Origin of the sequence: Aequorivita sp. Q41 (assembly GCF_039831855.1) — a bacterium.
Classification (GTDB): domain Bacteria; phylum Bacteroidota; class Bacteroidia; order Flavobacteriales; family Flavobacteriaceae; genus Aequorivita.
Map to the genome: position 1 here is coordinate 633,142 of NZ_JBDPMS010000001.1, position 23,238 is coordinate 656,379.

Consider the following 23,238-nt stretch of genomic DNA (forward strand, 5'->3'; position numbering starts at 1 on the left):
TTTACCTATTAATTTTAGAGACTCCACACTCTTTTCAAATTGTATTTGTAAGTTGCATTCCTAAAATACGTACTAAGTAGTTTTATTCAAACCTATTTTTTACACACTTTAAATCAAATTTTAATTAAAAATTGACCTTTATGAAAATCAAATTATTAGTCGGCATCGCTTTAAGTGTTTCCCTGTTTTCTTGTAAAAACGACACACACTCACACAACACACAAACGCAACCACAAGCAGATACTACGGAAATTAGCGCCCCAAAATTTGATAATAAAGGCCATGAATTGGTTTACAATATGGTTCAAAAAGTGGGCGATATGGCTAAGCTTCACAGTAAAAAAAATGTAATCTACACCTACACCTATCAAACCCCTGATGGTAAAACTGACATTTCTAAAGAGAAATATCTTTTTGATGGAGAACTTTCGTATGGGGCTTATGAAAAACACGAACGTACCCTGCCAGATCTGGAAGGACTTATTGAGCAAGGGTATGACGGCACAGAATTTTGGCTTAAGCACAATGGAGAAATAGTAAACGATGATAAGCTTCTAAAGCCCGTAGCTTTTAACAGACCTACCAATTTTTATTGGTTTACAATGATGCAAAAATTATTGGATGACGGTTTGTTTTACGAATATGTAGGGGAAAAAACAATTAATAATAAGCCCTATAATGTGGTAAAAGTTACATTTGAAACTACGGACGCCAAACCTAAAGATATTTATCAATTATACATAAATAAAGAGACAGATTTAGTAGATCAGTTTCTGTTTACGGTAGCTGATTTCAACAAAATGGATCCACTTTTAATGGAAGTAACTTATGAAAACATTGATGGGTTACTACTCCCTACTAAGCGCAAATACAAAAATTCTAATTGGGATGCAGTGGTAACAGACCAGCCCTGGATTCTAGTAAACTGGAGTGATATCACGTTTAACAATGAGCTAACAAAGGCAGATTTTAAAAAAGAATAAAACCGTTAAACACAAAGTTTCAATTGAAAGTTAAGCTTGAACAGATCTTGCAATTCAAATAACCTATTAAATGAAGGTTGTAATTTCTTATAAGAAACGTATAATTGTAGCCTAAGAAAAAGAATTGACAAACATCGCATACAATGTTAAAGAAACTATTTAGCCTGCTATTAATCATAATCGCATTTCAATCGAGCAAGGCACAAAATGATAGTTTACAATGGTTAGATCTTGAATTAGCAAATTATCAATACCCTTTTCCGTTATATTTAGATTTAAAAGCACCAGAACAGGATTTGAAAATGGCCTATATAGATATTAAGCCAGCTAATTATAATGGAAAAAACATTGTATTGATTCCATGATAACATTTTTAAAAAAATAAGTGAAAGAGGGAAAACGTGAAGCATCAAACTGGACTATTTGCCTAAAATGCCAGGGATGTGGTAAAAAAAGGCAAAGGCTTCGCAAAAAAGTGCGCCTCCAATACAAATTGGCTTTAGAAGAGTTTGAAAAAACGAAAAGCAAAGGCACGCCCCCCATTCGTCCAAAAGGACACCTTATTCGTTGTTTAAACTGCAACGGATCTGGCTTAATACAAGCTGTGAATCCCCCAAAAGCGGCTGTTAAAAACTACCCCCATCTTGCCATAATTGGTGGCGGCATTGGCGGGGCGGCACTCGCCGTAGCTTGCTTACACCGCGGAATTCCTTTCACGCTATACGAACGCGATACCAGCTTCAATATTCGGTCGCAAGGTTATGGCCTTACGTTGCAACAAGCCAGTAAAGCAATTGAAGGACTGGGAATTATTTCATTAAAAGAAGGAGTTATTTCTACAAGACATTTGGTGCATACCACCGATGGAAAAGTAATTGGGGAATGGGGCTTAAGAAAGTGGTTGCAAACCGAAAAAAAAACAGCTACGAAACGTACAAACATTCACATTGCACGCCAATCGTTGCGTTTAGCACTGCTGGAGCAACTTGGCGGACATAAGGAGGTACAATGGGGGCACCAACTAATCGATTTTAAGGAAAATGCTTCCGAAGGGGTTTCGCTAAATTTTCAAGTAAATGGAACCCTAAAAACCGCTAAGGCAGACCTTGTTGTGGGAGCCGATGGCATACGGAGTACCGTTCGAAATTTGCTAATTGGTGATAACGCTACACCCTTACGCTACCTAGATTGTATTGTAATCTTGGGTATTTGTCCGCTAAAGGCGCTTACAGGTTTTACTAGTTCCTTGTTAGATTCTGCAACGGTTTTTCAAACTGCCAATGGCAACGAACGTATGTATATGATGCCTTATACTGCAGATTCGGTAATGTGGCAACTTAGCTTTCCGATGCCCGAAAAAGAAGCTATTGCTTTAAGTGCACAAGGAGCGCAAGCCCTAAAAAAGGAAGCCTGTAGCAGAACACCATGGCACGACCCAATCCCGCAAGTTTTAGCGGCAACGGCAGTAGCTCAGATTTCTGGCTACCCCGTATATGACCGAGCATTATTGCAGCCAGAACTCTTAGAAAAAAGCAAACAAACTACCTTAATTGGTGATGCGGCACACCCCATGAGTCCATTTAAAGGGCAGGGCGCAAACCAAGCATTACTAGATGCTTTGGCATTAGCGCGCGCTATTTCAAAAGGATGTAGCCCAAAATCAAATTGGAGAGAAGTCGGATTAAGGAAAAATGTATTAGCCAAGTTTGAATTAGAAATGCTAACACGCAGTGCTTCCAAAGTAAAAGATTCGGCAGCTGCAGCAGCGTTTTTACATTCTAAAGTTGTACTTCAAAAGAATGATGCCCCTAGAGGAAGGTCTTTAAAGTAGAAAGATGCATAAGATTGGTTTCTATAAAAAGCACCAAGCACTGAACTTTCCTGAAATAGGTTGATTAAAAATTAAGCAATTAATTACAGTCACTTATGAAAACACAAAAACAGCATTGCCGAAAAAAATGACGAATCAAGCTGTGTATATTTATAACAATCTTAGAATACATTTAAGCCTAAACTTAAGAAAACCCGCAGAAGTACATTTAAACCCTAACATCAAATATAAATCCTATCGAAAAATTATGTAAATTTATCTGAACTAACGATTTAAAAACATCGTTTTGAATACTCAAAAACAACCATAAAAAGACCAACCTATTTCAGTATAATACACTATACCAAGAAAATTATGTTCGGAATAATAAACTTTGAGGCTTTTTTAATAGCTGGATTAATTTTGAATTTAACACCAGGAGCTGACACAATGTATATCCTTGGACGAAGTATTGCTCAAGGAAAAAAAGCAGGAATTTTATCAGCTTTGGGAATATCTACAGGAGCAATTTTTCATATCATTTTTGCAACATTAGGATTATCAATTATACTCGCGAAATCTGCAATGGCTTTTGAAATTGTTAAGTATTTGGGAGCTGGTTACTTAATTTTTTTAGGACTTAAAACAATCTTTAAAAAAACAGATGGGAAATTTGAATTGAAAAAAGAAAACGAAACTGCGAATTACAAAAAAATATACTTCTCGGGAATTATGACCAATATTTTGAATCCGAAAGTAGCATTATTTTTTCTTGCGTTTTTACCACAATTTATTGACCCAAATTATGTGCAAAGTTCACTTCCTTTTTTGATTCTAGGAATTACATTCTTACTAACTGGAACAATTTGGTGCTTAATTTTGGCTTTATTTGCCTCAAAATTATCTGACCGAATTAGAAAAAATTATAAAATAAAAATGTGGTTAGACAAAATAACTGGCGGAATTTTTGTCGCTCTTGGAGTAAAACTAGCCTTAATGAAAAAATAACTGTTGCCAATACCGTGTATAATTAATTGCTTCATTGAGCTTACTTGCGAATATTCCTACGGAATATTCACGGGTTCGTAAAAGTTTACTAATTTAGTTGCTAAGCCACGCAACTAACCATGCACAAACCCATTAGCACTCAACCCCTTACTCCAATAGCTGAGGTAAAAGAATAAGGAAATTTAGCGAAACACATGTCCGATTACCACAAACAAAAAGCACTTCAAGCCACTAACAATAGAATAGAAAGTAATTTGAAACAATCTAATTTCTTCATTAGGAATAAATGGACTGTTATCGGGTTCGGCATCTTCGTATCTGCATGGGCACCAACCCAAGTCCCTGTCTCCTACGGGGTTCGCAGAAAATCTGCAATGGAACTGAGCAACTTAAGTTATAATGAATTAGTGATTGTAACAGCTGTATTATATACTTTAACTTGTGTTTTGGGGCATTTTATTTGGAAATGGCAAGACAAACAAGCCTTAAATAAACTTCTAAAAAAGAAGAAAGAGTTGGAAGCTGAATTAGGAATACCTACTAAAAATTAGCAGTACATTAAAAAAGCAAGCCGTTTTTTCAATAGTATAATCGTATTGAAAAACGGCTTGCTTATTCTATTTTTGAATAGAAGAGACTACCTTCTACCTCTACTTTTGTTATTCCGAGATTTTGGTTGTGTATTTGCTTTATTTCCAGCATTCCTTCCACGGCTATGGCGTTGTGCTTTTTGTTGTTTCTTTTCTGCTTCGGCAGCTTTTACATCGGCCATAGTTTCGGTAGGCTGAAAATCTGGAAGTGTTCTAGCGTCAAGGCGTTCGCCAATCAGTTTTTCAATATCTTTTAAATAGCCAACCTCATCAAGACTCACTAATGAAAGGGCTTCCCCACTGGCTCCTGCCCTACCCGTTCGGCCTATTCTATGCACATAATCTTCCGAAATATTTGGAAGTTCATAATTAATAACGTGCGGCAACAAAGGAATATCGAGCCCACGAGCAGCAATATCTGTTGCTACCAAAACCCGAACTTTTCCTTCCTTAAACCCAGACAAGGCTCTTGTACGTGCACCCTGACTTTTATTACCATGAATTGCTGCAGAAGTAATTTTAGCCTTTTCAAGTTTTTCACTCAAACGATTGGCACCGTGTTTGGTTCGTGTAAAAACCAAAACCTGTTTCCAGTTTCCATCCGAAATAAGCTTAATGATTAAGTCCGTTTTTAGTGCTTTATCAACCCTATAAACTGTTTGGTCTATTTTTTCAACCGTAGTATTCTCTGGCGTGGCTTCTACCATAACGGGATGGTGCAGAAAGTCGTTCGCCAGTCTTTTTATTTCCTTTGAAAAAGTTGCTGAAAAAAGTAAGTTTTGTCTTTTTGAAGGTAAAAGCGCTAATATTTTTTTAATATCACGTAGAAAACCCATATCGAGCATTCTATCTGCTTCATCCAGCACAAGTATTTCTACTTTAGAAAGGGAAAGAGCGCGTTGGTCGTGCAGGTCTAACAACCTTCCTGGGGTTGCCACCAAAATATCCACTCCGTTTCTAAGTGCCCGAATTTGCGGGTTTGCGCCTACACCACCAAAAATAACGGTGGAACGCAAATCGGTATATTCGCTATATTCTTTAAACTCATCTTGTACCTGAGCGGCAAGCTCACGCGTTGGCGTAAGTATTAATGCTCGTACAGGGCGTTGGCGCAAAGGGGCTTGACTGCTTAATATTTGTAACATTGGCAAGGCAAAACCTGCTGTTTTTCCACTTCCAGTCTGTGCAGAAGCCAAAAGATCTTTTCGTTCTAATACTAATGGAATTGCTTTTTGTTGAATTACCGAAGGTGTTTCATATCCTTTTTTGCTGATTGCTTTCAGCAGGGCGTCAGATAGCCCGAGTGATTTAAATGACATATTTTTCTAGCTTGTTAAAGCGCTGTGCCTTTGAGTTGTTCAATTTTTAGAAACTCAAAACGTACGCTTTGTATTTTTTTTAGACCGCTGCGCTTGGAGATAGTTTATCGCGGCGCTTTTAGAATTCGGTCCTTTTTTAAAAACCATTAAAACTAAGAAGACGGTTTTAATAAGCGGCGAAGGTACGGTTTATTTTCTGCCCGGGGAGATTATTGTTAAAATGAAATCATTTTAGAGCGACCTTAAAAATTTTCACAGCAAGTAGTTTCTTAACATTGCTTATCTTTAAGGTCTGAAATTCTTCATCAGAAACAATCATGAACATAGATCAAATATTTAAAAACAATCAAGCCTGGGTGAATGAAAAGCTAGGTGTTGACCCAGATTATTTCAAAAACTTATCTGAAGGGCAAGCTCCAGAAGTACTCTACATAGGCTGTAGCGACAGCCGTGTAACCGCCGAAGAGATTATGGGCGCCAAACCTGGGGAAGCATTTATATTGCGCAATATTGCAAACATGGTTTCAAACCTAGACCTCAGCGCAATGAGTGTTATTAATTATGCTGTAAGCCATCTAAAAGTAAACCATATAATTATCTGCGGTCATTATGGTTGTGGAGGTGTAAAAGCTGCTATGCAAAGTGAAGATTTGGGTATTCTAAATCCTTGGCTTCGCAACATCCGCGATGTGTATAGGTTGCATAACGACGAATTAAATGCTATTGCAGATGAAGCGCAAAAATACCGTAGGTTGGTTGAACTAAACGTACAGGAACAATGTGTAAATGTTATAAAAACTGCCGATGTTCAGATTGCATATCGAAACAGAAACATAACCGTTCATGGCTGGGTGATGGATATGGCAACGGGAAAACTTATTGATTTAAAAATAGATTTCGATAAAGTACTTAAAGACATTATGGAAATTTATCATCTTGATTAAAAAGCTTAAAAAAATGCTACAAACATAATGATTGTAGCATTTTTAAATAATGTGAAAAAATTGAATCTTACAATAGAGGGAGTAAAACTTTATCTATAACATGCACAACCCCGTTTGCCGCTTGAACATTTACCACAATAATAGTACTAATTCGTCCATTTGGATCTGTAAGAGTTGCATTTGTTGCATCTACTTCAATAGTATCACCTAACGTATTTACTGGGCCTGATACTAAATTTTCTGCACGAACATTAGCGCCTGCTATTACATGTGTATTTAAAGTTGCAGTTAGTGTCTGACTATCAATATCATCTAAACTACTCACCCCTAATTCTAACAACAAATCTGAAAATGCATCATTAGTAGGTGCAAAAACAGTAAACGGAGCTGGATTACTTCCTGAAGTTGAAAGCACAGTAACATAATCTGGCTGATCATCTCTAGTTAAAGCTGCAACTAAGGTTGTAAATGTTGGATCTGCAGTTGCAAAAGTTACTACAGTTGGTAAACCAAGAACGCTATTTACTGCATGAATTACTCCGTTATCCCTCTCTACATCGGCATTCGTTACACTAGAAATACCATTTAATTTTAGTCCTGATGAGGTATTTACATATATACTTAAATATGCAGCAGCAGAAGTTTCAGTTGCAAGTGTATTAATATAGCCTGTTGTAAAGTCACTTGCCATATTTACTCCAACTATTACGTGATTTAATAATACATTAGTAAGCAAAGCTGTGGGCACTTCGTCTAAATCAGCAAATCCATTTGCAGCTAAAAAAGTTGAAAAGGCAGCGTTGTTTGGAGCAAATACCGTAAAGCTTCCTTCACCAGCAAGTGTTTCGGTAAGCCCAGCTTTATCTAAAGCTGTTTTTAAAGATGAGTAGTCTTCATTAGAAGCTACAAAATCTGAAATAGTATTGGATTGTGGTTCAGAATTTGAATCGTCATCATTACTACAAGAGACAACTCCTAAAGCAATAAAGACAATTAGTGAGGTTTTTAATAGGTTTTTCATGTTTTCTAAGTTTATGTTGTAGCACAAAACTACCTAAACAAACAACTGATAAAAAGCACTTTAACTTTTGTTTAAGCTTTTGACTAAAAAATTAAACAAAATAAAAAATCACAGATAAAAACTTGAAAAACAAATAAATACGCGCATTAATATAAATTTATTTTCTCTGCCTATAAAAACATCAAAACATTGTGAAAGTGATATAACAATGCTTTGATATGTAAGATCTTAAAATAAGGAAGCTTAAAGTATTTTAAAAATAAACAAAAACTACATTCGCTCTGGGACATCAATTCCCAACAGGGCAAAAGCACTTTTTATAACCGCAGCAACTGCTCCTGAAAGTTTTACACGAAATGCTTTTTCAGCTTCATTATCTGTAGCTAGAATAGGTACATTTTGATAGAAGCTATTAAACTCCTTAACCAAATCATACGTATAATTTGCAAGTAGCGCTGGACTATAATTTTCGGCAGCTAACTGAATGGTATCAGGAAATTGTTGAATAATTTTAATAAGCTCTTTTTCCTTAGGTTGTATTTCTACTAGGCTCAGGTCATGTTCTGTAGAAACATTCCCAGCTTTTCGTAAAATAGATTGAATTCGTGCATAGGTATATTGAATAAATGGCCCGGTGTTTCCTTGAAAATCTACGCTTTCTTCAGGATTGAAAAGAATTCTTTTCTTAGGGTCAACCTTCAAAATATAATATTTAAGGGCTCCTAAGCCTATTGTTCTGTACAATTGTTCTTTCTCTGCTTCTGAAAAGTCATCAATTTTCCCTAATTCTTCCGAAATAGTTCGGGCTGTTTCAGCCATTTGTGCTATTAAATCATCCGCATCAACAACAGTACCTTCACGGCTTTTCATTTTCCCAGAAGGAAGATCAACCATGCCATAACTTAAATGAAACAGGTTTTCTGCCCAGCTATAACCAAGTTTTTTTAGAATTAAAAACAGTACTTTAAAATGATAATCCTGTTCGTTCCCAACGGTATAAATCATTCCGCCAACATCTTGATGATCTTTTACACGTTGCACAGCGGTACCAATATCTTGGGTCATATAAACCGCGGTGCCATCACTTCGTAAAACAAGCTTTTCATCAAGCCCATCCTCGGTTAAATCGCACCAAACAGAGCCGTCTTCTTTTGTAAAGAAAACATTCTTTTTTATGCCTTCTTCAATAATATCTTTCCCAAGTAAATAGGTATTGCTCTCGTAATAATAAAAATCGAAATCTACACCAATAGATTTATACGTTTCCTCAAAACCTTTATAAACCCAGCCATTCATCTTAGTCCAAAGCGCTACGGTTTCCGCATCGCCCGCTTCCCATTTTCTAAGCATTTGTTGTGCTTCGAGTATAAGTGGCGCTTGCGTCTTTGCTTCTTCTTCCGTCTTTCCTTGTGCTTTTAAGGCTTCAATTTCTTTTTTGTATTCTTGGTCAAATTTTACGTAATAATTTCCAACCAGTTTATCACCTTTTAAATTGGTTGATTCTGGTGTTTCACCATTTCCGAATTTTTCCCATGCAAGCATACTTTTGCAAATATGAATTCCACGGTCATTTATAATTTGTGTTTTATACACCTTTTTCCCAGCAGCTTTTTCTATTTCAGCAACAGAATAACCTAATAAAACATTCCGAACGTGCCCCAAATGCAACGGTTTATTTGTGTTTGGTGAAGAATATTCCACCATCACCGCTTTTCCGTTTTCTTGCCCTTTTCCGAAGGAAGAAAAATCTGTAATTGAATTAAAGAAATTTAAATAATAGGTGTCACTTAAAACGATATTCAAAAAACCCTGAACCACATTAAATTTTTCAATTTCTGAAACTGTTGAAACTAAATAATTACCAATAGCTTCACCAATCTGCACAGGGTTTCCCTTCACAACGCGTAGCATAGGAAACACTACTGCAGTAATATCGCCCTCAAAATCTTTACGGGTTGGTTGCAATTCAACGTTTTCAAGTTTTGCGCCGTACAGTTTTTCGACAGCAGTTTTTATTTGGTTTTCTAGTGTTTGTTGAAGTGTCATAGGTAGCAATACGATATTAAATCTAAGAAATTAAAGTACGGATAAACACAGTTTTCCGTAGTAAAAGTGCAAAGATACCCTTTTGAACTCGGAATTTAATGTTCCCTTTTTGAAATTTTAAGTGCCATCTAATAACCTTCATTTAATGATTTGGTAATCTTCAAGTCTAAAAACCAAACGTCCTTTGCCGAAAAAACAATGGATATATTTTTATATGTATTTGCAGCACTTTTTTCGGTTATAAACCCGTTGGGCACGGTCCCTGTATTTGTAGGATTAACGAGTGATGAAAGCATTTCTGAACGCAACAAGACTTCTTTTTTAACAACCCTAAATGTGGTTGTAATCTTAATCATTTCTTTCTTTGCGGGCACCTATTTATTAGCTTTCTTCGGCATAAGCTTAAACGCTTTACGAATAGCTGGCGGAATGATAATTGTTACTTCAGGTTTTGCACTTTTAACGGGAACTTTTTCAAAACACAAAGGAATGAAAAACAAAAAGGTGCAGAAAGACTTGGATAAACGTGAAAAATTCTCATTAACACCCCTTGCAATTCCCATGCTTGCTGGGCCAGGATCCATCTCGTTATTGATTACTTTTAATCAAGAATATCAAAAATGGAGTGCTATTTTATGGGTTGTCTTAGCGGTTTTGGCAGTTGGTTTAGCAACGTATATAATTTTAAGAAGTTCTCATTATATAAGTAAATTTTTAGGTGCTTCTGGTATAAATGCGATTTCTAGAATTGTAGGATTTATCGTAATCTCGATCGGTGTAGAATATATTAGTGCAGCTGTTATTTCAATCTTTAAGATTTAATAAATTAGCTGCGATTTTTTAATAAAACACCAGCAATTAGTGCCAAAATTCCAATACCAATCATGCCTAAGGTTTGGTTTGTTAACCCTTCAACCACTACAAACACTTCTTCATTAGGGATTTTTTGAGGCATAAAAGCACTGTAAAAGCCATAGACTATTAGTGCGATGCCAACAATAAGCAGGACAACTTTAAGGATTTTCATGGCTAAATTTATTCAATTGAAAAACTAAAGATACTAAAAACAATGGCTGTAGTACATTTATTAAATCATTACAAAACTATTCCTTTGGAAGAAAAACTTCAGCCATCATACAACGTGCACTTCCGCCGCCACAGGTTTCAATAGTTGTAAGGTCGCTACTTAAAATTTCACAATGTTTTTCAATTGCAGTTATTTGTTCTTTGGTTAAAACAGCATGGGCAGCAGCACTCATAACCAAATATTTAGTGTCTTTTCCTTGTAGTTGAAGCATATTGCCTGCAAAATGATGCATTTGCTCCTCCGTGATTTTTATAATTTCTTTTCCATCTTTTTTAAGATGTTGTACTACATTTTTCTTTTCGGAAGCATCATCTATAGCATCCAGACAGATTACACAGAATTTTTCTGCAAGACACATCATCACATTTGTATGATAAATAGGCATTCGTTTACCATCCACAGTTTGATTGGCCGTAAAAACAACTGGCAAATACTCAAAATCCTCACAGAACTCAATCAGCAGCTCTTCATCCGCACGGGCCGACAAGGCACAGTATGCTTTTTGGTTTACACGATCTAATAAAAGGCTTCCGGTACCTTCCAAAAAAACACCTTCGTCTTCTGCTGGAGTATAATCGTACACATTATTGATGATAAAACCTTCCTTTTCCAATCTAATTAAAACCTCTTCACGCCTTTCGCGACGGCGGTTTTCAGCAAACATTGGGTATAAACCTATATCGCCATTTGCATGAAAACTTATCCAGTTATTTGGGAAAATAGAATCTGGAGTATCCATTCGTAAATCATCATTTTCCACAATTACAGTAATGCCAACAGCACGTAATTTTTCAACAAAAGCATCAAACTCATTTTGTGCTTTGGTATTAATTTCAGCATTTTTAAGCGCAAGGTCTTCTTGAAAAAAATTATTAACCGCCGTTTGCTCGTTCATTCGGAACGCTACTGGGCGAATCATTATGATTGTATCTGTAATTTGTTTTGCCAATTTGAAGAAATTTTAGGCTGCAAATTTAAAAGAATTCTATGCTGAAATTACTTTTAAATCAGAAATGTTATAAAAAAGAAAAAATCATCATTACGATGAAATTTCATTAACTCAATATGTAATTAAAAACTATTCTTGTATTCTGCTTTGGTAACCACCTTTTAGGTCGTAAATTTCTTTAAAACCTACATCTTTTAATATTAGTGCTGCTTTTGCGCTACGTTTTCCACTTTGGCAGTAAATAAATATGGGGGTTTCCAAATTCAATTTTTCTACTTCAGTGATAAAATAGGTTTCAGCAATATTAATATTGATTGCGTTTTCAAAATGTCCAGCTTCAAATTCAGAAGGTGTTCTAACGTCAACCAGCTGTACTTTTTTACTAATAATGGCTTCTTGAAATTCCTGGGGCGACACAAGATGAATTTCCTGTGCAACACTCTTATCTTGACAAGCCGTAAAAAAAAGTACTGTTATAAGTGCAACAAGTATTCCTGCTTTTTTCATGAATTAATTAATTTGCGGTTTCGCCTTCCCATTCAGAGAAACCTCCAAGTAAATTATACGCTGTTTTAACTCCAACTGAATTTAGCAACATACATGCTTGGGCACTTCTACCGCCAGAACGACAATATACATAATAGTTTTTTTCTGCATCCAACTCTTTAGCGCTTTGAAGAAATTCAGCACCATTATAAATATCCATTTGGACTGCTCCAGGTATATGTCCTTCTTCAAATTCAGCGTCGGTACGAACGTCTAGGATAACTGCTTTGTCATCATTAGCCAATTGATTGCTCCATTCTTCTTGTGATAAATCTGCCATTGTTTAAATTTTTCAGTAAAAATAGTAAATGCGTAGGATTAAAGAATAAAAAAACCGAAAACAAAATGCTTTCGGTTTTAAAATCTATAATTAGTATTCGTTATTGTTTTACAGAGCAGCCTATTGCTTTGGTTTCTTTTACCGAAACTTCTTTTCCAGCTAACAACTCATTAACAGCATTTGCCAAAAAACGGTCTTTAACAGCAGAACCATCGCGCACATTATCATCAATTGCGCCAATGTATTTTACAATATTTTTTCCTGCTTCTTTCTGTAATAAATATACATGAGGTGTTTTTGCAGCGCCATATTTTGCATAAATAGTTTGACTTTCATCATATAAATATGGGAATGTAAACCCAGCTTCCTTTGCTTTTTCTTGCATTAGCTCAAAAGTATCATCGGGCTGAACTTTAGGATTGTTCGGGTTTATTGCAATTACTGGATAGCCTTGAGATTTAAATTCATTATCTAGGGCAACCATTCGTTGCTCACTTGCAACAGCATATGGACAGGTATTACAGGTAAAAATAACAATATAGCCTTTGGCGTCGTTGTAATCTGATAGAGAAACCATTTTTCCGTTTACATCTTTCAGTTTAAAATCTGTAGCTTCATCACCAATTGAATAGCCTTTTGTAGCCTTTTCACTTTCTATTTCAGTAAAAACAGCTTGTTCTGTATCATTTACGGCAACTTCCTCACTTTTATCAGTAACTTCATTTTTACAACTGTTTAATGTTAAGCCAATTACTGTTGCTAAAGCTATACTCGCTACTATATTTTTTGTTTTCATAGTTTAATTGTTTTTATAAATAAGTTTTTAATTCCGTTTCAAGTTCTTTAAATGTAAATGATTGCTCGTAAAAATTTCGATTGCCTTTTTTATAAATAACTGTCGCCGGAATCGCACCACTCCATACTGTAGAAACCTTCGGAATCCAACTATTCGCAGCTGCATCGTCTAGCAAAACAACTTCAGATGTAATATTGTTTTTCTTTATAAACGGAATTACTTGGCTCTCTATTTTAGTAGGAAAATCAAGGCTTACCAAAAGTACTTTTACTTTTTCATCCGAATAATTTGAAGCTATTTTTTCAAAAGCAGGGAGTTCTTCCACACAAGGTTTACACCAAGTTGCCCAGAAATTTATAACATAGGTAGTGTCTGTTTCTTTCTGAAAATATTTCGTTTCCAGTTCTTCAAAATTTAAAGAAACAATTTCAACAACTGAATTATTTTCAATATTTTGAAGTTTATCAGTTATTGCAACATCCGAAAAAGGTTCATTCGTTTTTGCATCTGATTTTATTTCTCCACATCCTTGAAAAATTAAAGCGAGCATTAAAATTTGAAGTAATTTCATCCGCCAAAAATATGAAAATCAATGTAGTTAAATTCGAAATTAACGTATCCTTAATATGAAAAAAATACACTTTGGCTATTTCAACTTCATAAAGTTTTCTTCAAATAAAATCTTATTAATAAAAAAATTATATATTTGACCCCGAAACTATGAACACATTTACAGTAAATACTTGGTGGTGGAAAAACTTACGCAAAGAATCGTGAGCAGTACACCTATAGTATAAAATATACAAAAAGGCTTGTCAATCACGACAAGCCTTTTTTTTTGCATTAAAATTTCAAGCATATTAAAAATGAAATACACCTTAAAAACATATTCAAAAAAATTATTGGCAGATACACTCACGCCGGTATCTGTGTATTTGCGGCTTCGTGATAAATTTCCGAACAGTCTTTTGCTTGAAAGCAGCGACTATCACGCAAACGATAATAGTTTTAGCTACATCTGTTTTAATCCAATTGCGTCAATAAAGCTTGAAAAGGAAACTATTTTTCAAACTTTTCCTGATGGAAAAAACCTGAAAACTACTATTTCTAAGACCACCAATGTTCCAAGCATCTTAGATGCATTTGCAGCATCTTTTACTTCAGAAACAAGTAATTTTAAATTTATAAACAATGGTCTTTTCGGCTTTATGGCTTTTGATGCGGTTCGGTATTTTGAAGACATTAAACTTACAAAAAAAGAAGAAAACCTTGAAATGCCCGACTTGTTTTATGCGGTTTATCAAAATATCATTGCTATAAATCATTTCAATAACGAAGCATATATTTTCGCACATACGTTTGAAACCGAAAATAATATTCCACAGATTGAACAAGTTTTAAAATCAAAAAGCTTCGCAGAATACACTTTTGAACGTACAGGCAAGCGCACCACCAACCTAAACGATACAGATTTTAAAGCCTTGGTGCGAAAGTGCAAAGAACATTGTCAGCGTGGCGATGTGTTTCAAATTGTTCCTAGCAAACGGTTTTCGCAAAAATTTAAAGGGGATGAATTTAACGTTTATCGCGCATTGCGCAGTGTAAACCCTTCACCTTATCTTTTTTATTTTGACTATGGGAATTTTAAAATATTTGGCAGTTCTCCAGAAGCGCAACTAATTGTAAAAGAAAATCGCGCAGAAATCCACCCAATTGCTGGTACTTTTAAACGCACAGGAAACGACGAACAAGATGCCGAACTTGCTAAAAAACTTTCCGTAGATAAAAAGGAAAACAGCGAACACGTGATGCTTGTTGATTTGGCGCGAAACGATTTAAGTCGCCACGGAACAAATGTAAAAGTAGAAACCTATCGAGAGGTTCAGTTTTTCTCGCACGTAATACATTTGGTGAGTAAGGTTTCCGCCACAAAAAATCCAGCAACTTCAACCATGCAAATAGTTGCCGATACATTTCCCGCTGGAACTTTGAGTGGTGCACCAAAACACAAAGCCCTTCAATTATTGGAAAAATATGAAAATAGAAGCCGCGAGTTTTACGGCGGTGCAATTGGTTTTATGGACTTTAACGGCAACTTTAATCATGCCATTATCATTCGCTCATTTGTGAGTAAAAACCATACGTTGCATTACCAAGCAGGAGCTGGCGTGGTTTCAGAAAGCAACGAAGAAAACGAATTACAAGAAGTTTATAACAAATTGGGCGCACTAACAAAAGCGCTAGAATTAGCTGAAAATATTTAAATATGAAAATACTGGTAATCGATAATTACGACAGTTTTGTATACAATCTAGTTCATTATTTAGAAGAATTGGACTGTGAAGTAATCGTAAAGCGAAACAATAAGTTTTTGATTGAAGAAGTTGAACATTACGACAAAATTCTACTTTCTCCAGGTCCAGGAATTCCCGATGAAGCAGGTTTATTAAAAGAGGTAATTCAAAAGTACGCTGCTTCAAAACCCATTTTTGGTGTTTGTCTCGGCCAACAAGCCATCGGTGAAGTTTTTGGTGGAAAATTGGAAAATTTGAGTACTGTTTTTCACGGGGTTGCTACCAAAGCAACAATTATAGATGATTCCGAACCTCTATTTAAAGGACTTGACAAAGAAATTGAGATAGGCCGGTATCATAGCTGGGTAGTTTCAAAGGAAAATTTTCCTGAAGCTTTGCAAATCACTGCTGTGGATGAAAACGGACACATTATGTCGCTACGCCATAAATTTTATGATGTTTGTGGCGTCCAATTTCATCCAGAAAGCGTGCTCACACCAATGGGGAAAAAAATTATTAAAAACTGGGTGGAAAGTTGAAAAAAAAATAATCCCAATTGACAGTTTTTAGGCACCTATTTTTTTAAATCCTTGAAATTAAAGAATGAAACAAATTTTAAATAGATTAATAAATCACGAGCAACTTTCAAAAGAAGAAGCACGAAGCGTTTTGGTAAATATTTCCGAAGGAAAATACAATCAAAGTCAGATTGCAGCATTTTTAACGGTCTATATGATGCGAAACGTGAGTTTGGAAGAACTAGAAGGCTTCCGGGATGCTTTGCTAGCCCTTTGTTTAGCAATTGATTTTAGCGAATACAACACCATAGATTTGTGTGGTACTGGAGGAGATGGCAAAAACACTTTCAATATTTCAACCTTGGCATCATTTGTAACAGCGGGTGCAGGCGTTAAAGTTACTAAACACGGCAATTACGGAGTTTCTTCTATAAGCGGAAGCAGCAATGTTATGGAAGCTTTAGGGATAAAATTCAGCAATAAAAAAGATTTTTTAAAACGTTGTTTAGACGAAGCTGGAATTTGTGTCTTGCACGCCCCACTTTTCCACCCTGCTATGAAAAATGTTGCGCCAATTCGCAAGGAATTAGGTGTTAAAACATTTTTTAATATGCTTGGCCCAATGGTAAATCCTGCGTTTCCAAAGAACCAATTGGTTGGTGTTTTCAATTTGGAGCTTGCACGAATGTATGGCTATCTCTATCAAAAAAGTGAAAAAAATTATGCCGTGCTTCACGCAATGGATGGCTACGATGAAATTTCATTAACTGGTCCCGTAAAAGTAATTTCGAAAACTACTGAAAATATTCTAAATGCCACAGACTTTGGCGTGAAACAGATTTTAGAATCTGAAATTTTCGGCGGAAATACCGTAAAGGATTCTGCCGCCATTTTCCTACATATTTTAAATGGGAAAGGTACCGAAGCTCAAAACAATGTGGTTTGCGCAAATGCTGGAATGGCAATTTCCATAGTTAATAATTGTTCCATTAAAGAAGGTTTTGAAAAAGCAAAACAGTCGCTACAATCTGGCGAAGCCTTAAATTCATTAAAACAATTGCAGAAAATCTCACTGTAAGAGCACCTATTTATCGCGTGTATTTTACATCTAACAACAAATTACAAATGACAATTTTAGACAAAATAACTGCCTATAAACGCAAAGAAATCGCAGTGAAAAAGGAAGCAATTCCTATTCGTTTGCTTGAAAAATTTCCGTTATTTTCAAAAGAAACCAAATCTTTAGCTGAAGCATTACGTATTTCCACAACGGGAATCATAGCCGAACACAAACGTAGATCGCCAAGTAAATCGGTGATTAACGCCAATGTTTTGCTAGATGAAGTTGTTTTAGGGTATGAAAATGCTGGTGCAAGTGGAATTTCAGTTTTAACAGACACCAACTTTTTTGGCGGTTCCTTGGATGATTTAGTATTGGCCGAAAAAACAGTTTCAATCCCCATACTTCGGAAGGAATTTATTGTTGATCCCTACCAAATTTACGAGGCTAAAGCCTATGGCGCAGACGCTATTTTGCTTATTGCTGCATACCTGTCCGCAGAAGAATTAAAACAATTTTCCCACTTAGCAAAAAGTTTAAAGCTCGATGTTTTATTAGAAGTTCATAATGCTGAAGAACTTCAAAAATCAGTAGTACCCAATGTGGCTATGATTGGAGTTAACAATAGAAATTTAAAAACTTTTGAAGTAAATATTGACATCAGCAAATCGCTTTCCGAAGAGATTCCGAAGGATTTTGTGAAAATTTCTGAAAGCGGAATTAGTACTGTGGAAACCATAAAAGAATTAAAATCATTCGGTTTTGAAGGATTTTTAATTGGTGAAAATTTTATGAAAACTGAAAATCCAGGGGAATCTGCCAAGCAATTTATACATAAATTATAATGAAACCAGTTCTTAAAATTTGTGGGATGAAACATAATATCGCTGAAGTTGCTGCACTTCAACCGGATTATTTGGGGTTTATTTTTTATAAAAAAAGCCCTCGGTTTTATGACGCAGAGGAAATTCCGAAACTTCCAGCGGCTATTAAAAAAGTTGGTGTTTTTGTGGATGAAAAAATCTCAAAAGTGATTGAATTAACAAGAAAACACGCTTTAGATGTAATTCAACTTCACGGAAATGAAGACAAGGAATATGTACTCGATTTACAAAGAAATCTTGTTTTATGCCATCCCGATATCTTGATTTGGAAAGTTTTTAGTGTAGCAGACAACTTTAATTTTAACCAATTAGCCGTTTTTGAAAACAAAGTAGATGCTTTTCTTTTCGACACAAAAGGCAAAGAAAAAGGCGGAAATGGGTATGTTTTCAATTGGGAACTTCTAAAAGCATATTCTTCACAAAAACCTTTTATTTTAAGTGGCGGAATTGGTTTGGAAGAAATAGAAACATTAAAAGAAATTCAAAAAACCGACCTTCCAATATACGCGATAGATGTAAACAGCAAGTTTGAAGATAAACCAGGGCTGAAAGATATTTTGGCACTAAAAAAATTTATTGCTGAGCGGGAAAAGAAATAAAAAACAACCAAGATTCAAGAGCCAAGACTCAAAAAAGTAAGACTATTGAAAAAAAGAATTAATGTAATACAGAATACTAATAAATATGAATTACAACGTTAACGAAAAAGGCTATTACGGCGAGTTTGGAGGGGCATATATTCCAGAAATGCTTTACCCAAATGTGGAAGAACTCCGTCAAAATTATTTAAAAGTAATGACCGAGGAATCCTTTCAAGAGGAATTTCGCCAACTTTTAAAGGATTATGTAGGCAGACCAACGCCACTGTATTTTGCCAAACGTCTTTCAGAAAAATACAATACAAAAATCTATCTAAAACGTGAAGACCTTTGCCACACTGGCGCGCATAAAATAAACAATACGATTGGACAAATATTAATGGCAAAACGCTTGGGCAAAACCCGAATTATAGCAGAAACTGGCGCTGGGCAACACGGCGTAGCAACTGCCACAGTTTGCGCTTTAATGGGTTTAGAGTGTATTGTTTTTATGGGTGAAATAGATATTGATCGGCAGGCACCAAATGTTGCCCGCATGAAAATGTTGGGCGCAAAAGTGGTTCCCGCAACTAGCGGAAGCAAAACGCTGAAGGACGCCACAAACGAAGCAATTCGCGATTGGATAAATAATCCTATAGACACTCATTATATTATAGGTAGTGTGGTTGGGCCACATCCGTATCCAGATATGGTGGCACGTTTTCAAAGTGTAATTTCTGAAGAAATAAAAATGCAACTTAAAGAAAAAGAAGGACGCGAAAACCCAGATTTTGTTGTGGCTTGTGTAGGTGGTGGCAGTAATGCCGCTGGTGCTTTTTACCATTATTTAGATAAGCCAGAAGTTGGAATTATTGCTGTGGAAGCAGCAGGAAAAGGGATTGATAGTGGGGAAAGCGCCGCTACTTCTGCTTTGGGAAAAATTGGAATTATCCACGGAAGCAAAACATTGTTGATGCAAACTCCTGACGGACAAATCACGGAGCCTTACTCGATTTCCGCAGGTTTGGATTACCCAGGAGTTGGCCCTATGCATGCCAATCTTTTTGCTAGCGGCCGTGGCGAGTTTATTTCAATAACCGATGCTAAAGCAATGCAAAGTGGTCTAGAGCTTTGCAAACTGGAAGGTATTATTCCAGCAATTGAAAGCAGCCACGCTTTAGCCATTTTTGAAACGCGGAAGTTTAAAGAGGATGCTATAGTGGTTGTAAATTTAAGCGGTCGTGGCGATAAAGATTTGGAAACGTATATAAAATATTTTAACCTAGGCTAAACCAATAGTCAATTCTGCCTCACTTTATTCTAAATGAAAGGTGGAAAAAAATGAAATTTCTATGAATAGAATTAAACAAAAGCTTTCAGAAAATAAAAAACTGTGCTCTATCTACTTCACCGCAGGTTACCCAAACCTTGAGGATACGGTTGAAATAATCCAGCAGTTAGAAAAAAATGGTGTCGATATGGTTGAAATTGGTTTGCCTTTTAGCGACCCGTTGGCTGATGGCCCCACTATTCAAGCAAGCTCACAAACTGCTTTGAAAAATGGGATGACTACAAATTTACTCTTTCAACACTTAAATGACATCCGAAAAACGGTTTCTATTCCTCTGATTCTGATGGGGTATTTTAACCCTATGCTACAATTTGGAGTAGAAAATTTCTGTAAAAAATGTGCAGAAATTGGGATTGACGGATTAATACTTCCCGATCTTCCTTTGGCAGAATTTGAAGAACATTACGCAGAAATATTCAAAAAACACGGCCTAATTAATATCTTTTTGATAAGTCCACAAACTTCCGAAGAACGAATTCGTCAGATAGATTCTGCTTCCGATGGTTTTATTTATATGGTTAGCAGCGCTAGTGTTACCGGTAGTTCTTTAGGTTTTGGAGATGCTCAGGAAGCATACTTTCAACGTATTGCTTCCCTTAATCTTAAAACCCCACAAATTGTTGGCTTCGGAATAAACAATACGAAAACTTTTACGCAAGCTACTAAATACGCAAAAGGAGCAATTATTGGGAGCGCCTTTATAAAAATGCTTACTAAAGAAGGCATCGATGGAATTTCGAACTTTATAAAAAAAATATAAAACTTTTCTTTTTAAAGGATTTCGAAGAAACTATTCCGAAATAGTATCTTTGCAACTCATCTTTACCTATTTAAATGACCCAACCCATTTCTGGATTTTCAAAAAAATCTAAAGCTGAAAAAATTGAATGGCTTGCAGCAAATTACCTGCAAAACACCCCTAATGCAGTTGAAACCTTACGCAAATACTGGAATGAAGATGCGGCAGTGCAACAACTTCACGACGATTTTATCGAAAACACACTTTCTAATTATTACTTACCTTTTGGAATTGCTCCCAATTTTTTAATCAACAATAGCATGTATGCCTTGCCAATGGTTACCGAAGAAAGTTCGGTAGTTGCTGCTGCTAGTAATGCTGCAAAATTTTGGTTGGAACGTGGCGGGTTTAAAGCTGAAGTAATTTCGACGGAAAAAAACGGACAAATTCACTTTAATTTCTTCGGAAGTGAAAAAGATATGGAAGCTTTCTTTGAAGAAGTAAAACCGAAGCTAATAGAGAGCATTCAAAGCATAGAAAAAAATATGAAAGCACGTGGCGGCGGCCTTTTAGGCCTTTCGTTGGTGGATAAATCACATATTTTGGACGGCTATTTTTACATTCACGCCACTTTTGAAACTTTGGACGCAATGGGCGCCAATTTTATAAATAGTTGCTTGGAGCAAATTGCGCATACATTTGAAACAGAAGCCAAGGATTTTGAATTATTTCAGAAAAAAGAAACCTATCCAGAAGTGGTAATGAGTATACTTTCTAATTACGTTCCTGAATGTTTGGTACGGGCAGAGGTGAGTTGTAAATTAGATGAGTTAACAACAAAACAGTACGACGGAAAGCAATTTGCCGAAAAATTTGTCCGTGCTATAGAAATTGCTAAAACCGAGACACGCCGTGCCGTAACGCACAATAAAGGCATTATGAACGGAGTTGATGCTGTTGTTTTGGCAACTGGAAATGATTTTCGCGCAGTAGAAGCTGGAGTTCACGCCTATGCAGCGCGGAACAGTTATTACGGAAGCCTAACGCATGCAAAAATTGAAGCCGATAGTTTCACTTTTTGGATTGAAGTGCCATTGGCGGTGGGCACAGTGGGCGGATTAACATCGCTTCACCCATTAACAAAACTAGCTTTTGAAATTCTTCAAAAACCAAACGCTAAGGAATTAATGAAAATTCTAGCAGTTGCAGGGCTTGCTCAAAACTTTGCCGCGGTACGTTCTTTGGTAACTACAGGAATTCAAAAGGGGCATATGAAAATGCATTTGATGAATATTTTGAATCAATTGCAAGCAAGTAAGGAAGAGAAAAACGAGGCTGTACGTTATTTTACCGAACAGGCAGTTTCGCATAGTGCGGTGGTGGAGTTTTTAGAAAAGACAAGAAAATAAAATTTGAAAAAAAAGTTTTACAGTAACGGAAAATTATTGCTCACAGGCGAATACCTTGTGCTAGATGGTGCTACGGCTTTGGCTATCCCAACAAAATACGGACAGTCTTTAGAAGTTTTAGATTCAGAAATAGAAGCTATTCAATGGAAAAGCATAGATAATAAAGGAGCTGTTTGGTTTGAAGCTATTTATGACTTAAAAAATTTAGCACCAAAAAACACAGCTAATCCCATATCAAAAACCCTAAGCACAATTCTTTTAACAGCACGGAATTTAAACCCAAATTTTCTTTCTGAAGACAAAGGGGTGAGTGTAAATACAAAATTAGATTTTCCAAGAAATTGGGGCTTGGGCACTTCTTCTACTTTAATAAATAATATTGCGCAATGGGCAAAAGTAGACGCTTTTACACTACTAACAGAAAGTTTTGGCGGCAGTGGCTATGATATTGCAGCTGCACAAAATAACAATCCAATTTTATATTCTATAGAAAATAAAGCACCAACTTTTAGGAAAGCACACCTTCCTTGGGATTTTATCGATTCCTTATTCTTTGTTCATTTAAATAAAAAGCAAGACAGTAAAGCAGGAATTTCACGATATAGAAATGCAACTGTTAATGAAAACGACAAGCAACGAATTTCAGACATCAGCCAGAAACTTTTACTTTGTTATACGCTTTCAGATTTTGAAAAATTGATGGACGCACACGAAGCAGTTATTTCAGAAATTATAAAGCTTCCTACAATTAAAAAACAGCTTTTTACAGATTACCCTAAAACAATTAAAAGTTTGGGTGCGTGGGGGGGCGATTTTATTTTGGTTACTGGAAGCTCTTCTGATATGGATTATTTCAAGAAAAAAGGATTTGAAACTATTATCCCTTTTAAGGAAATGATATTTTAAACAGTTTAAAATAAATTGTTTAAAAACAAAAAACCCGAAACAAAAGCTTCGGGGGAACTAGGGCTTACATCTTTTTTAAAATATCTTTAAGTATTTCTGGTTGAGAAATCACTTTCTTAA

25 protein-coding genes are annotated in these 23,238 nt (G+C 35.8%); 16 read left to right on the forward strand and 9 right to left on the reverse strand.

Annotation, left to right across the window (positions count from 1 at the left end; genetic code table 11):
• Nucleotides 1-140 precede the first annotated feature (140 nt).
• The 5 genes from ABJ955_RS02935 to ABJ955_RS02955 all read left to right on the forward strand — a co-directional run bounded on the left by ABJ955_RS02935 (nucleotide 141) and on the right by ABJ955_RS02955 (nucleotide 4,352).
• Nucleotides 141-983, forward strand: coding sequence for a DUF6503 family protein (locus tag ABJ955_RS02935; protein WP_347373109.1), 843 nt, complete (start codon nucleotides 141-143; stop codon nucleotides 981-983).
• 143 nt (nucleotides 984-1,126) lie between these two features.
• Nucleotides 1,127-1,348, forward strand: coding sequence for a hypothetical protein (locus ABJ955_RS02940; RefSeq protein WP_347373110.1), 222 nt, complete (start codon nucleotides 1,127-1,129; stop codon nucleotides 1,346-1,348).
• A 20-nt stretch (nucleotides 1,349-1,368) separates the two neighbouring features.
• Complete coding sequence (locus ABJ955_RS02945; protein WP_347373111.1) at nucleotides 1,369-2,814, forward strand: FAD-dependent monooxygenase; 1,446 nt, start codon at nucleotides 1,369-1,371, stop codon at nucleotides 2,812-2,814.
• A gap of 354 nt (nucleotides 2,815-3,168) precedes the next feature.
• Entirely contained in the window at nucleotides 3,169-3,801 is a 633-nt protein-coding gene (locus ABJ955_RS02950; RefSeq protein ID WP_347373112.1) for a LysE family translocator, read from the forward strand.
• 194 nt (nucleotides 3,802-3,995) lie between these two features.
• Nucleotides 3,996-4,352 carry a hypothetical protein gene (locus tag ABJ955_RS02955; RefSeq protein WP_347373113.1) on the forward strand — a complete coding sequence of 119 codons (357 nt, stop codon included), beginning with the start codon at nucleotides 3,996-3,998 and terminating at the stop codon, nucleotides 4,350-4,352.
• Nucleotides 4,353-4,438: 86 nt separating this feature from the next.
• On the opposite strand, the gene ABJ955_RS02960 is transcribed toward ABJ955_RS02955, so the two are convergent.
• Nucleotides 4,439-5,710, reverse strand: coding sequence for a DEAD/DEAH box helicase (locus tag ABJ955_RS02960; protein WP_347373114.1), 1,272 nt, complete (start codon nucleotides 5,708-5,710; stop codon nucleotides 4,439-4,441).
• Between the two features lie 317 nt (nucleotides 5,711-6,027).
• On the opposite strand from ABJ955_RS02960, the gene ABJ955_RS02965 reads away from it, so the two are divergent.
• Complete coding sequence (locus ABJ955_RS02965) at nucleotides 6,028-6,654, forward strand: carbonic anhydrase (protein ID WP_347373115.1); 627 nt, start codon at nucleotides 6,028-6,030, stop codon at nucleotides 6,652-6,654.
• 67 nt (nucleotides 6,655-6,721) lie between these two features.
• Here ABJ955_RS02965 and ABJ955_RS02970 read toward each other — a convergent pair whose 3' ends face one another.
• Nucleotides 6,722-7,675, reverse strand: coding sequence for a fasciclin domain-containing protein (locus tag ABJ955_RS02970; RefSeq protein ID WP_347373116.1), 954 nt, complete (start codon nucleotides 7,673-7,675; stop codon nucleotides 6,722-6,724).
• Nucleotides 7,676-7,945: 270 nt separating this feature from the next.
• On the reverse strand, nucleotides 7,946-9,721 hold the full coding sequence (argS, locus tag ABJ955_RS02975) for an arginine--tRNA ligase (RefSeq protein ID WP_347373117.1): 1,776 nt from the start codon (nucleotides 9,719-9,721) through the stop codon (nucleotides 7,946-7,948).
• Between the two features lie 198 nt (nucleotides 9,722-9,919).
• Between argS and ABJ955_RS02980 the strand changes: the two genes are divergently transcribed.
• On the forward strand, nucleotides 9,920-10,543 hold the full coding sequence (locus ABJ955_RS02980) for a MarC family NAAT transporter (protein ID WP_347373118.1): 624 nt from the start codon (nucleotides 9,920-9,922) through the stop codon (nucleotides 10,541-10,543).
• Nucleotides 10,544-10,547: 4 nt separating this feature from the next.
• Here ABJ955_RS02980 and ABJ955_RS02985 read toward each other — a convergent pair whose 3' ends face one another.
• The 6 genes from ABJ955_RS02985 to ABJ955_RS03010 all read right to left on the reverse strand — a co-directional run bounded on the left by ABJ955_RS02985 (nucleotide 10,548) and on the right by ABJ955_RS03010 (nucleotide 13,950).
• Nucleotides 10,548-10,748: a hypothetical protein gene (locus ABJ955_RS02985; protein ID WP_347373119.1), complete on the reverse strand. Its 201-nt coding sequence runs from the start codon at nucleotides 10,746-10,748 to the stop codon at nucleotides 10,548-10,550.
• 76 nt (nucleotides 10,749-10,824) lie between these two features.
• Complete coding sequence (locus ABJ955_RS02990) at nucleotides 10,825-11,727, reverse strand: arginine deiminase-related protein (RefSeq protein WP_347374354.1); 903 nt, start codon at nucleotides 11,725-11,727, stop codon at nucleotides 10,825-10,827.
• A 159-nt stretch (nucleotides 11,728-11,886) separates the two neighbouring features.
• Nucleotides 11,887-12,264, reverse strand: coding sequence for a rhodanese-like domain-containing protein (locus ABJ955_RS02995; protein WP_347373120.1), 378 nt, complete (start codon nucleotides 12,262-12,264; stop codon nucleotides 11,887-11,889).
• Between the two features lie 7 nt (nucleotides 12,265-12,271).
• Complete coding sequence (locus ABJ955_RS03000; protein WP_347373121.1) at nucleotides 12,272-12,583, reverse strand: rhodanese-like domain-containing protein; 312 nt, start codon at nucleotides 12,581-12,583, stop codon at nucleotides 12,272-12,274.
• A gap of 100 nt (nucleotides 12,584-12,683) precedes the next feature.
• Nucleotides 12,684-13,379, reverse strand: coding sequence for a thioredoxin family protein (locus ABJ955_RS03005; protein WP_347373122.1), 696 nt, complete (start codon nucleotides 13,377-13,379; stop codon nucleotides 12,684-12,686).
• A gap of 13 nt (nucleotides 13,380-13,392) precedes the next feature.
• The gene (locus ABJ955_RS03010) at nucleotides 13,393-13,950 is read right to left on the reverse strand and encodes a redoxin domain-containing protein (RefSeq protein WP_347373123.1); all 558 of its coding nucleotides are present in this window, start codon (nucleotides 13,948-13,950) and stop codon (nucleotides 13,393-13,395) included.
• Between the two features lie 295 nt (nucleotides 13,951-14,245).
• On the opposite strand from ABJ955_RS03010, the gene ABJ955_RS03015 reads away from it, so the two are divergent.
• From ABJ955_RS03015 to ABJ955_RS03055, 9 genes are all read left to right on the forward strand, one after another.
• Entirely contained in the window at nucleotides 14,246-15,643 is a 1,398-nt protein-coding gene (locus ABJ955_RS03015; protein ID WP_347373124.1) for an anthranilate synthase component I family protein, read from the forward strand.
• Nucleotides 15,644-15,645: 2 nt separating this feature from the next.
• On the forward strand, nucleotides 15,646-16,212 hold the full coding sequence (locus ABJ955_RS03020; protein ID WP_347373125.1) for an aminodeoxychorismate/anthranilate synthase component II: 567 nt from the start codon (nucleotides 15,646-15,648) through the stop codon (nucleotides 16,210-16,212).
• Nucleotides 16,213-16,276: 64 nt separating this feature from the next.
• Complete coding sequence (trpD, locus tag ABJ955_RS03025) at nucleotides 16,277-17,269, forward strand: anthranilate phosphoribosyltransferase (RefSeq protein WP_347373126.1); 993 nt, start codon at nucleotides 16,277-16,279, stop codon at nucleotides 17,267-17,269.
• 47 nt (nucleotides 17,270-17,316) lie between these two features.
• Nucleotides 17,317-18,096 (forward strand): indole-3-glycerol phosphate synthase TrpC, encoded by a 780-nt coding sequence (gene trpC / locus ABJ955_RS03030; protein ID WP_347373127.1) that lies wholly within the window; start codon nucleotides 17,317-17,319, stop codon nucleotides 18,094-18,096.
• Nucleotides 18,097-18,122: 26 nt separating this feature from the next.
• A complete protein-coding gene (locus ABJ955_RS03035; RefSeq protein WP_347373128.1) occupies nucleotides 18,123-18,734 on the forward strand; it encodes a phosphoribosylanthranilate isomerase in 612 nt (203 codons plus the stop codon).
• An 85-nt stretch (nucleotides 18,735-18,819) separates the two neighbouring features.
• The gene (gene trpB, locus ABJ955_RS03040; protein ID WP_347373129.1) at nucleotides 18,820-20,004 is read left to right on the forward strand and encodes a tryptophan synthase subunit beta; all 1,185 of its coding nucleotides are present in this window, start codon (nucleotides 18,820-18,822) and stop codon (nucleotides 20,002-20,004) included.
• 61 nt (nucleotides 20,005-20,065) lie between these two features.
• Complete coding sequence (trpA, locus tag ABJ955_RS03045) at nucleotides 20,066-20,824, forward strand: tryptophan synthase subunit alpha (protein ID WP_347373130.1); 759 nt, start codon at nucleotides 20,066-20,068, stop codon at nucleotides 20,822-20,824.
• A 74-nt stretch (nucleotides 20,825-20,898) separates the two neighbouring features.
• Complete coding sequence (locus tag ABJ955_RS03050) at nucleotides 20,899-22,212, forward strand: hydroxymethylglutaryl-CoA reductase, degradative (protein WP_347373131.1); 1,314 nt, start codon at nucleotides 20,899-20,901, stop codon at nucleotides 22,210-22,212.
• Nucleotides 22,213-22,215: 3 nt separating this feature from the next.
• Nucleotides 22,216-23,118: a GYDIA family GHMP kinase gene (locus ABJ955_RS03055; protein WP_347373132.1), complete on the forward strand. Its 903-nt coding sequence runs from the start codon at nucleotides 22,216-22,218 to the stop codon at nucleotides 23,116-23,118.
• Nucleotides 23,119-23,238: the final 120 nt, after the last annotated feature.

Coding starts and splice junctions, on each gene's coding strand:
- ABJ955_RS02935 (WP_347373109.1), top strand. CDS start 141: ATGAAAATCAAATTATTAGTCGGCATCGCTTTAAGTGTTTCCCTGTTT.
- ABJ955_RS02940 (WP_347373110.1), top strand. CDS start 1,127: ATGTTAAAGAAACTATTTAGCCTGCTATTAATCATAATCGCATTTCAA.
- ABJ955_RS02950 (WP_347373112.1), top strand. CDS start 3,169: ATGTTCGGAATAATAAACTTTGAGGCTTTTTTAATAGCTGGATTAATT.
- ABJ955_RS02955 (WP_347373113.1), top strand. CDS start 3,996: ATGTCCGATTACCACAAACAAAAAGCACTTCAAGCCACTAACAATAGA.
- ABJ955_RS02960 (WP_347373114.1), bottom strand. CDS start 5,710: ATGTCATTTAAATCACTCGGGCTATCTGACGCCCTGCTGAAAGCAATC.
- ABJ955_RS02965 (WP_347373115.1), top strand. CDS start 6,028: ATGAACATAGATCAAATATTTAAAAACAATCAAGCCTGGGTGAATGAA.
- ABJ955_RS02970 (WP_347373116.1), bottom strand. CDS start 7,675: ATGAAAAACCTATTAAAAACCTCACTAATTGTCTTTATTGCTTTAGGA.
- argS (WP_347373117.1), bottom strand. CDS start 9,721: ATGACACTTCAACAAACACTAGAAAACCAAATAAAAACTGCTGTCGAA.
- ABJ955_RS02980 (WP_347373118.1), top strand. CDS start 9,920: ATGGATATATTTTTATATGTATTTGCAGCACTTTTTTCGGTTATAAAC.
- ABJ955_RS02985 (WP_347373119.1), bottom strand. CDS start 10,748: ATGAAAATCCTTAAAGTTGTCCTGCTTATTGTTGGCATCGCACTAATA.
- ABJ955_RS02990 (WP_347374354.1), bottom strand. CDS start 11,727: ATGATTCGCCCAGTAGCGTTCCGAATGAACGAGCAAACGGCGGTTAAT.
- ABJ955_RS02995 (WP_347373120.1), bottom strand. CDS start 12,264: ATGAAAAAAGCAGGAATACTTGTTGCACTTATAACAGTACTTTTTTTT.
- ABJ955_RS03000 (WP_347373121.1), bottom strand. CDS start 12,583: ATGGCAGATTTATCACAAGAAGAATGGAGCAATCAATTGGCTAATGAT.
- ABJ955_RS03005 (WP_347373122.1), bottom strand. CDS start 13,379: ATGAAAACAAAAAATATAGTAGCGAGTATAGCTTTAGCAACAGTAATT.
- ABJ955_RS03010 (WP_347373123.1), bottom strand. CDS start 13,950: ATGAAATTACTTCAAATTTTAATGCTCGCTTTAATTTTTCAAGGATGT.
- ABJ955_RS03015 (WP_347373124.1), top strand. CDS start 14,246: ATGAAATACACCTTAAAAACATATTCAAAAAAATTATTGGCAGATACA.
- ABJ955_RS03020 (WP_347373125.1), top strand. CDS start 15,646: ATGAAAATACTGGTAATCGATAATTACGACAGTTTTGTATACAATCTA.
- trpD (WP_347373126.1), top strand. CDS start 16,277: ATGAAACAAATTTTAAATAGATTAATAAATCACGAGCAACTTTCAAAA.
- trpC (WP_347373127.1), top strand. CDS start 17,317: ATGACAATTTTAGACAAAATAACTGCCTATAAACGCAAAGAAATCGCA.
- ABJ955_RS03035 (WP_347373128.1), top strand. CDS start 18,123: ATGAAACATAATATCGCTGAAGTTGCTGCACTTCAACCGGATTATTTG.
- trpB (WP_347373129.1), top strand. CDS start 18,820: ATGAATTACAACGTTAACGAAAAAGGCTATTACGGCGAGTTTGGAGGG.
- trpA (WP_347373130.1), top strand. CDS start 20,066: ATGAATAGAATTAAACAAAAGCTTTCAGAAAATAAAAAACTGTGCTCT.
- ABJ955_RS03050 (WP_347373131.1), top strand. CDS start 20,899: ATGACCCAACCCATTTCTGGATTTTCAAAAAAATCTAAAGCTGAAAAA.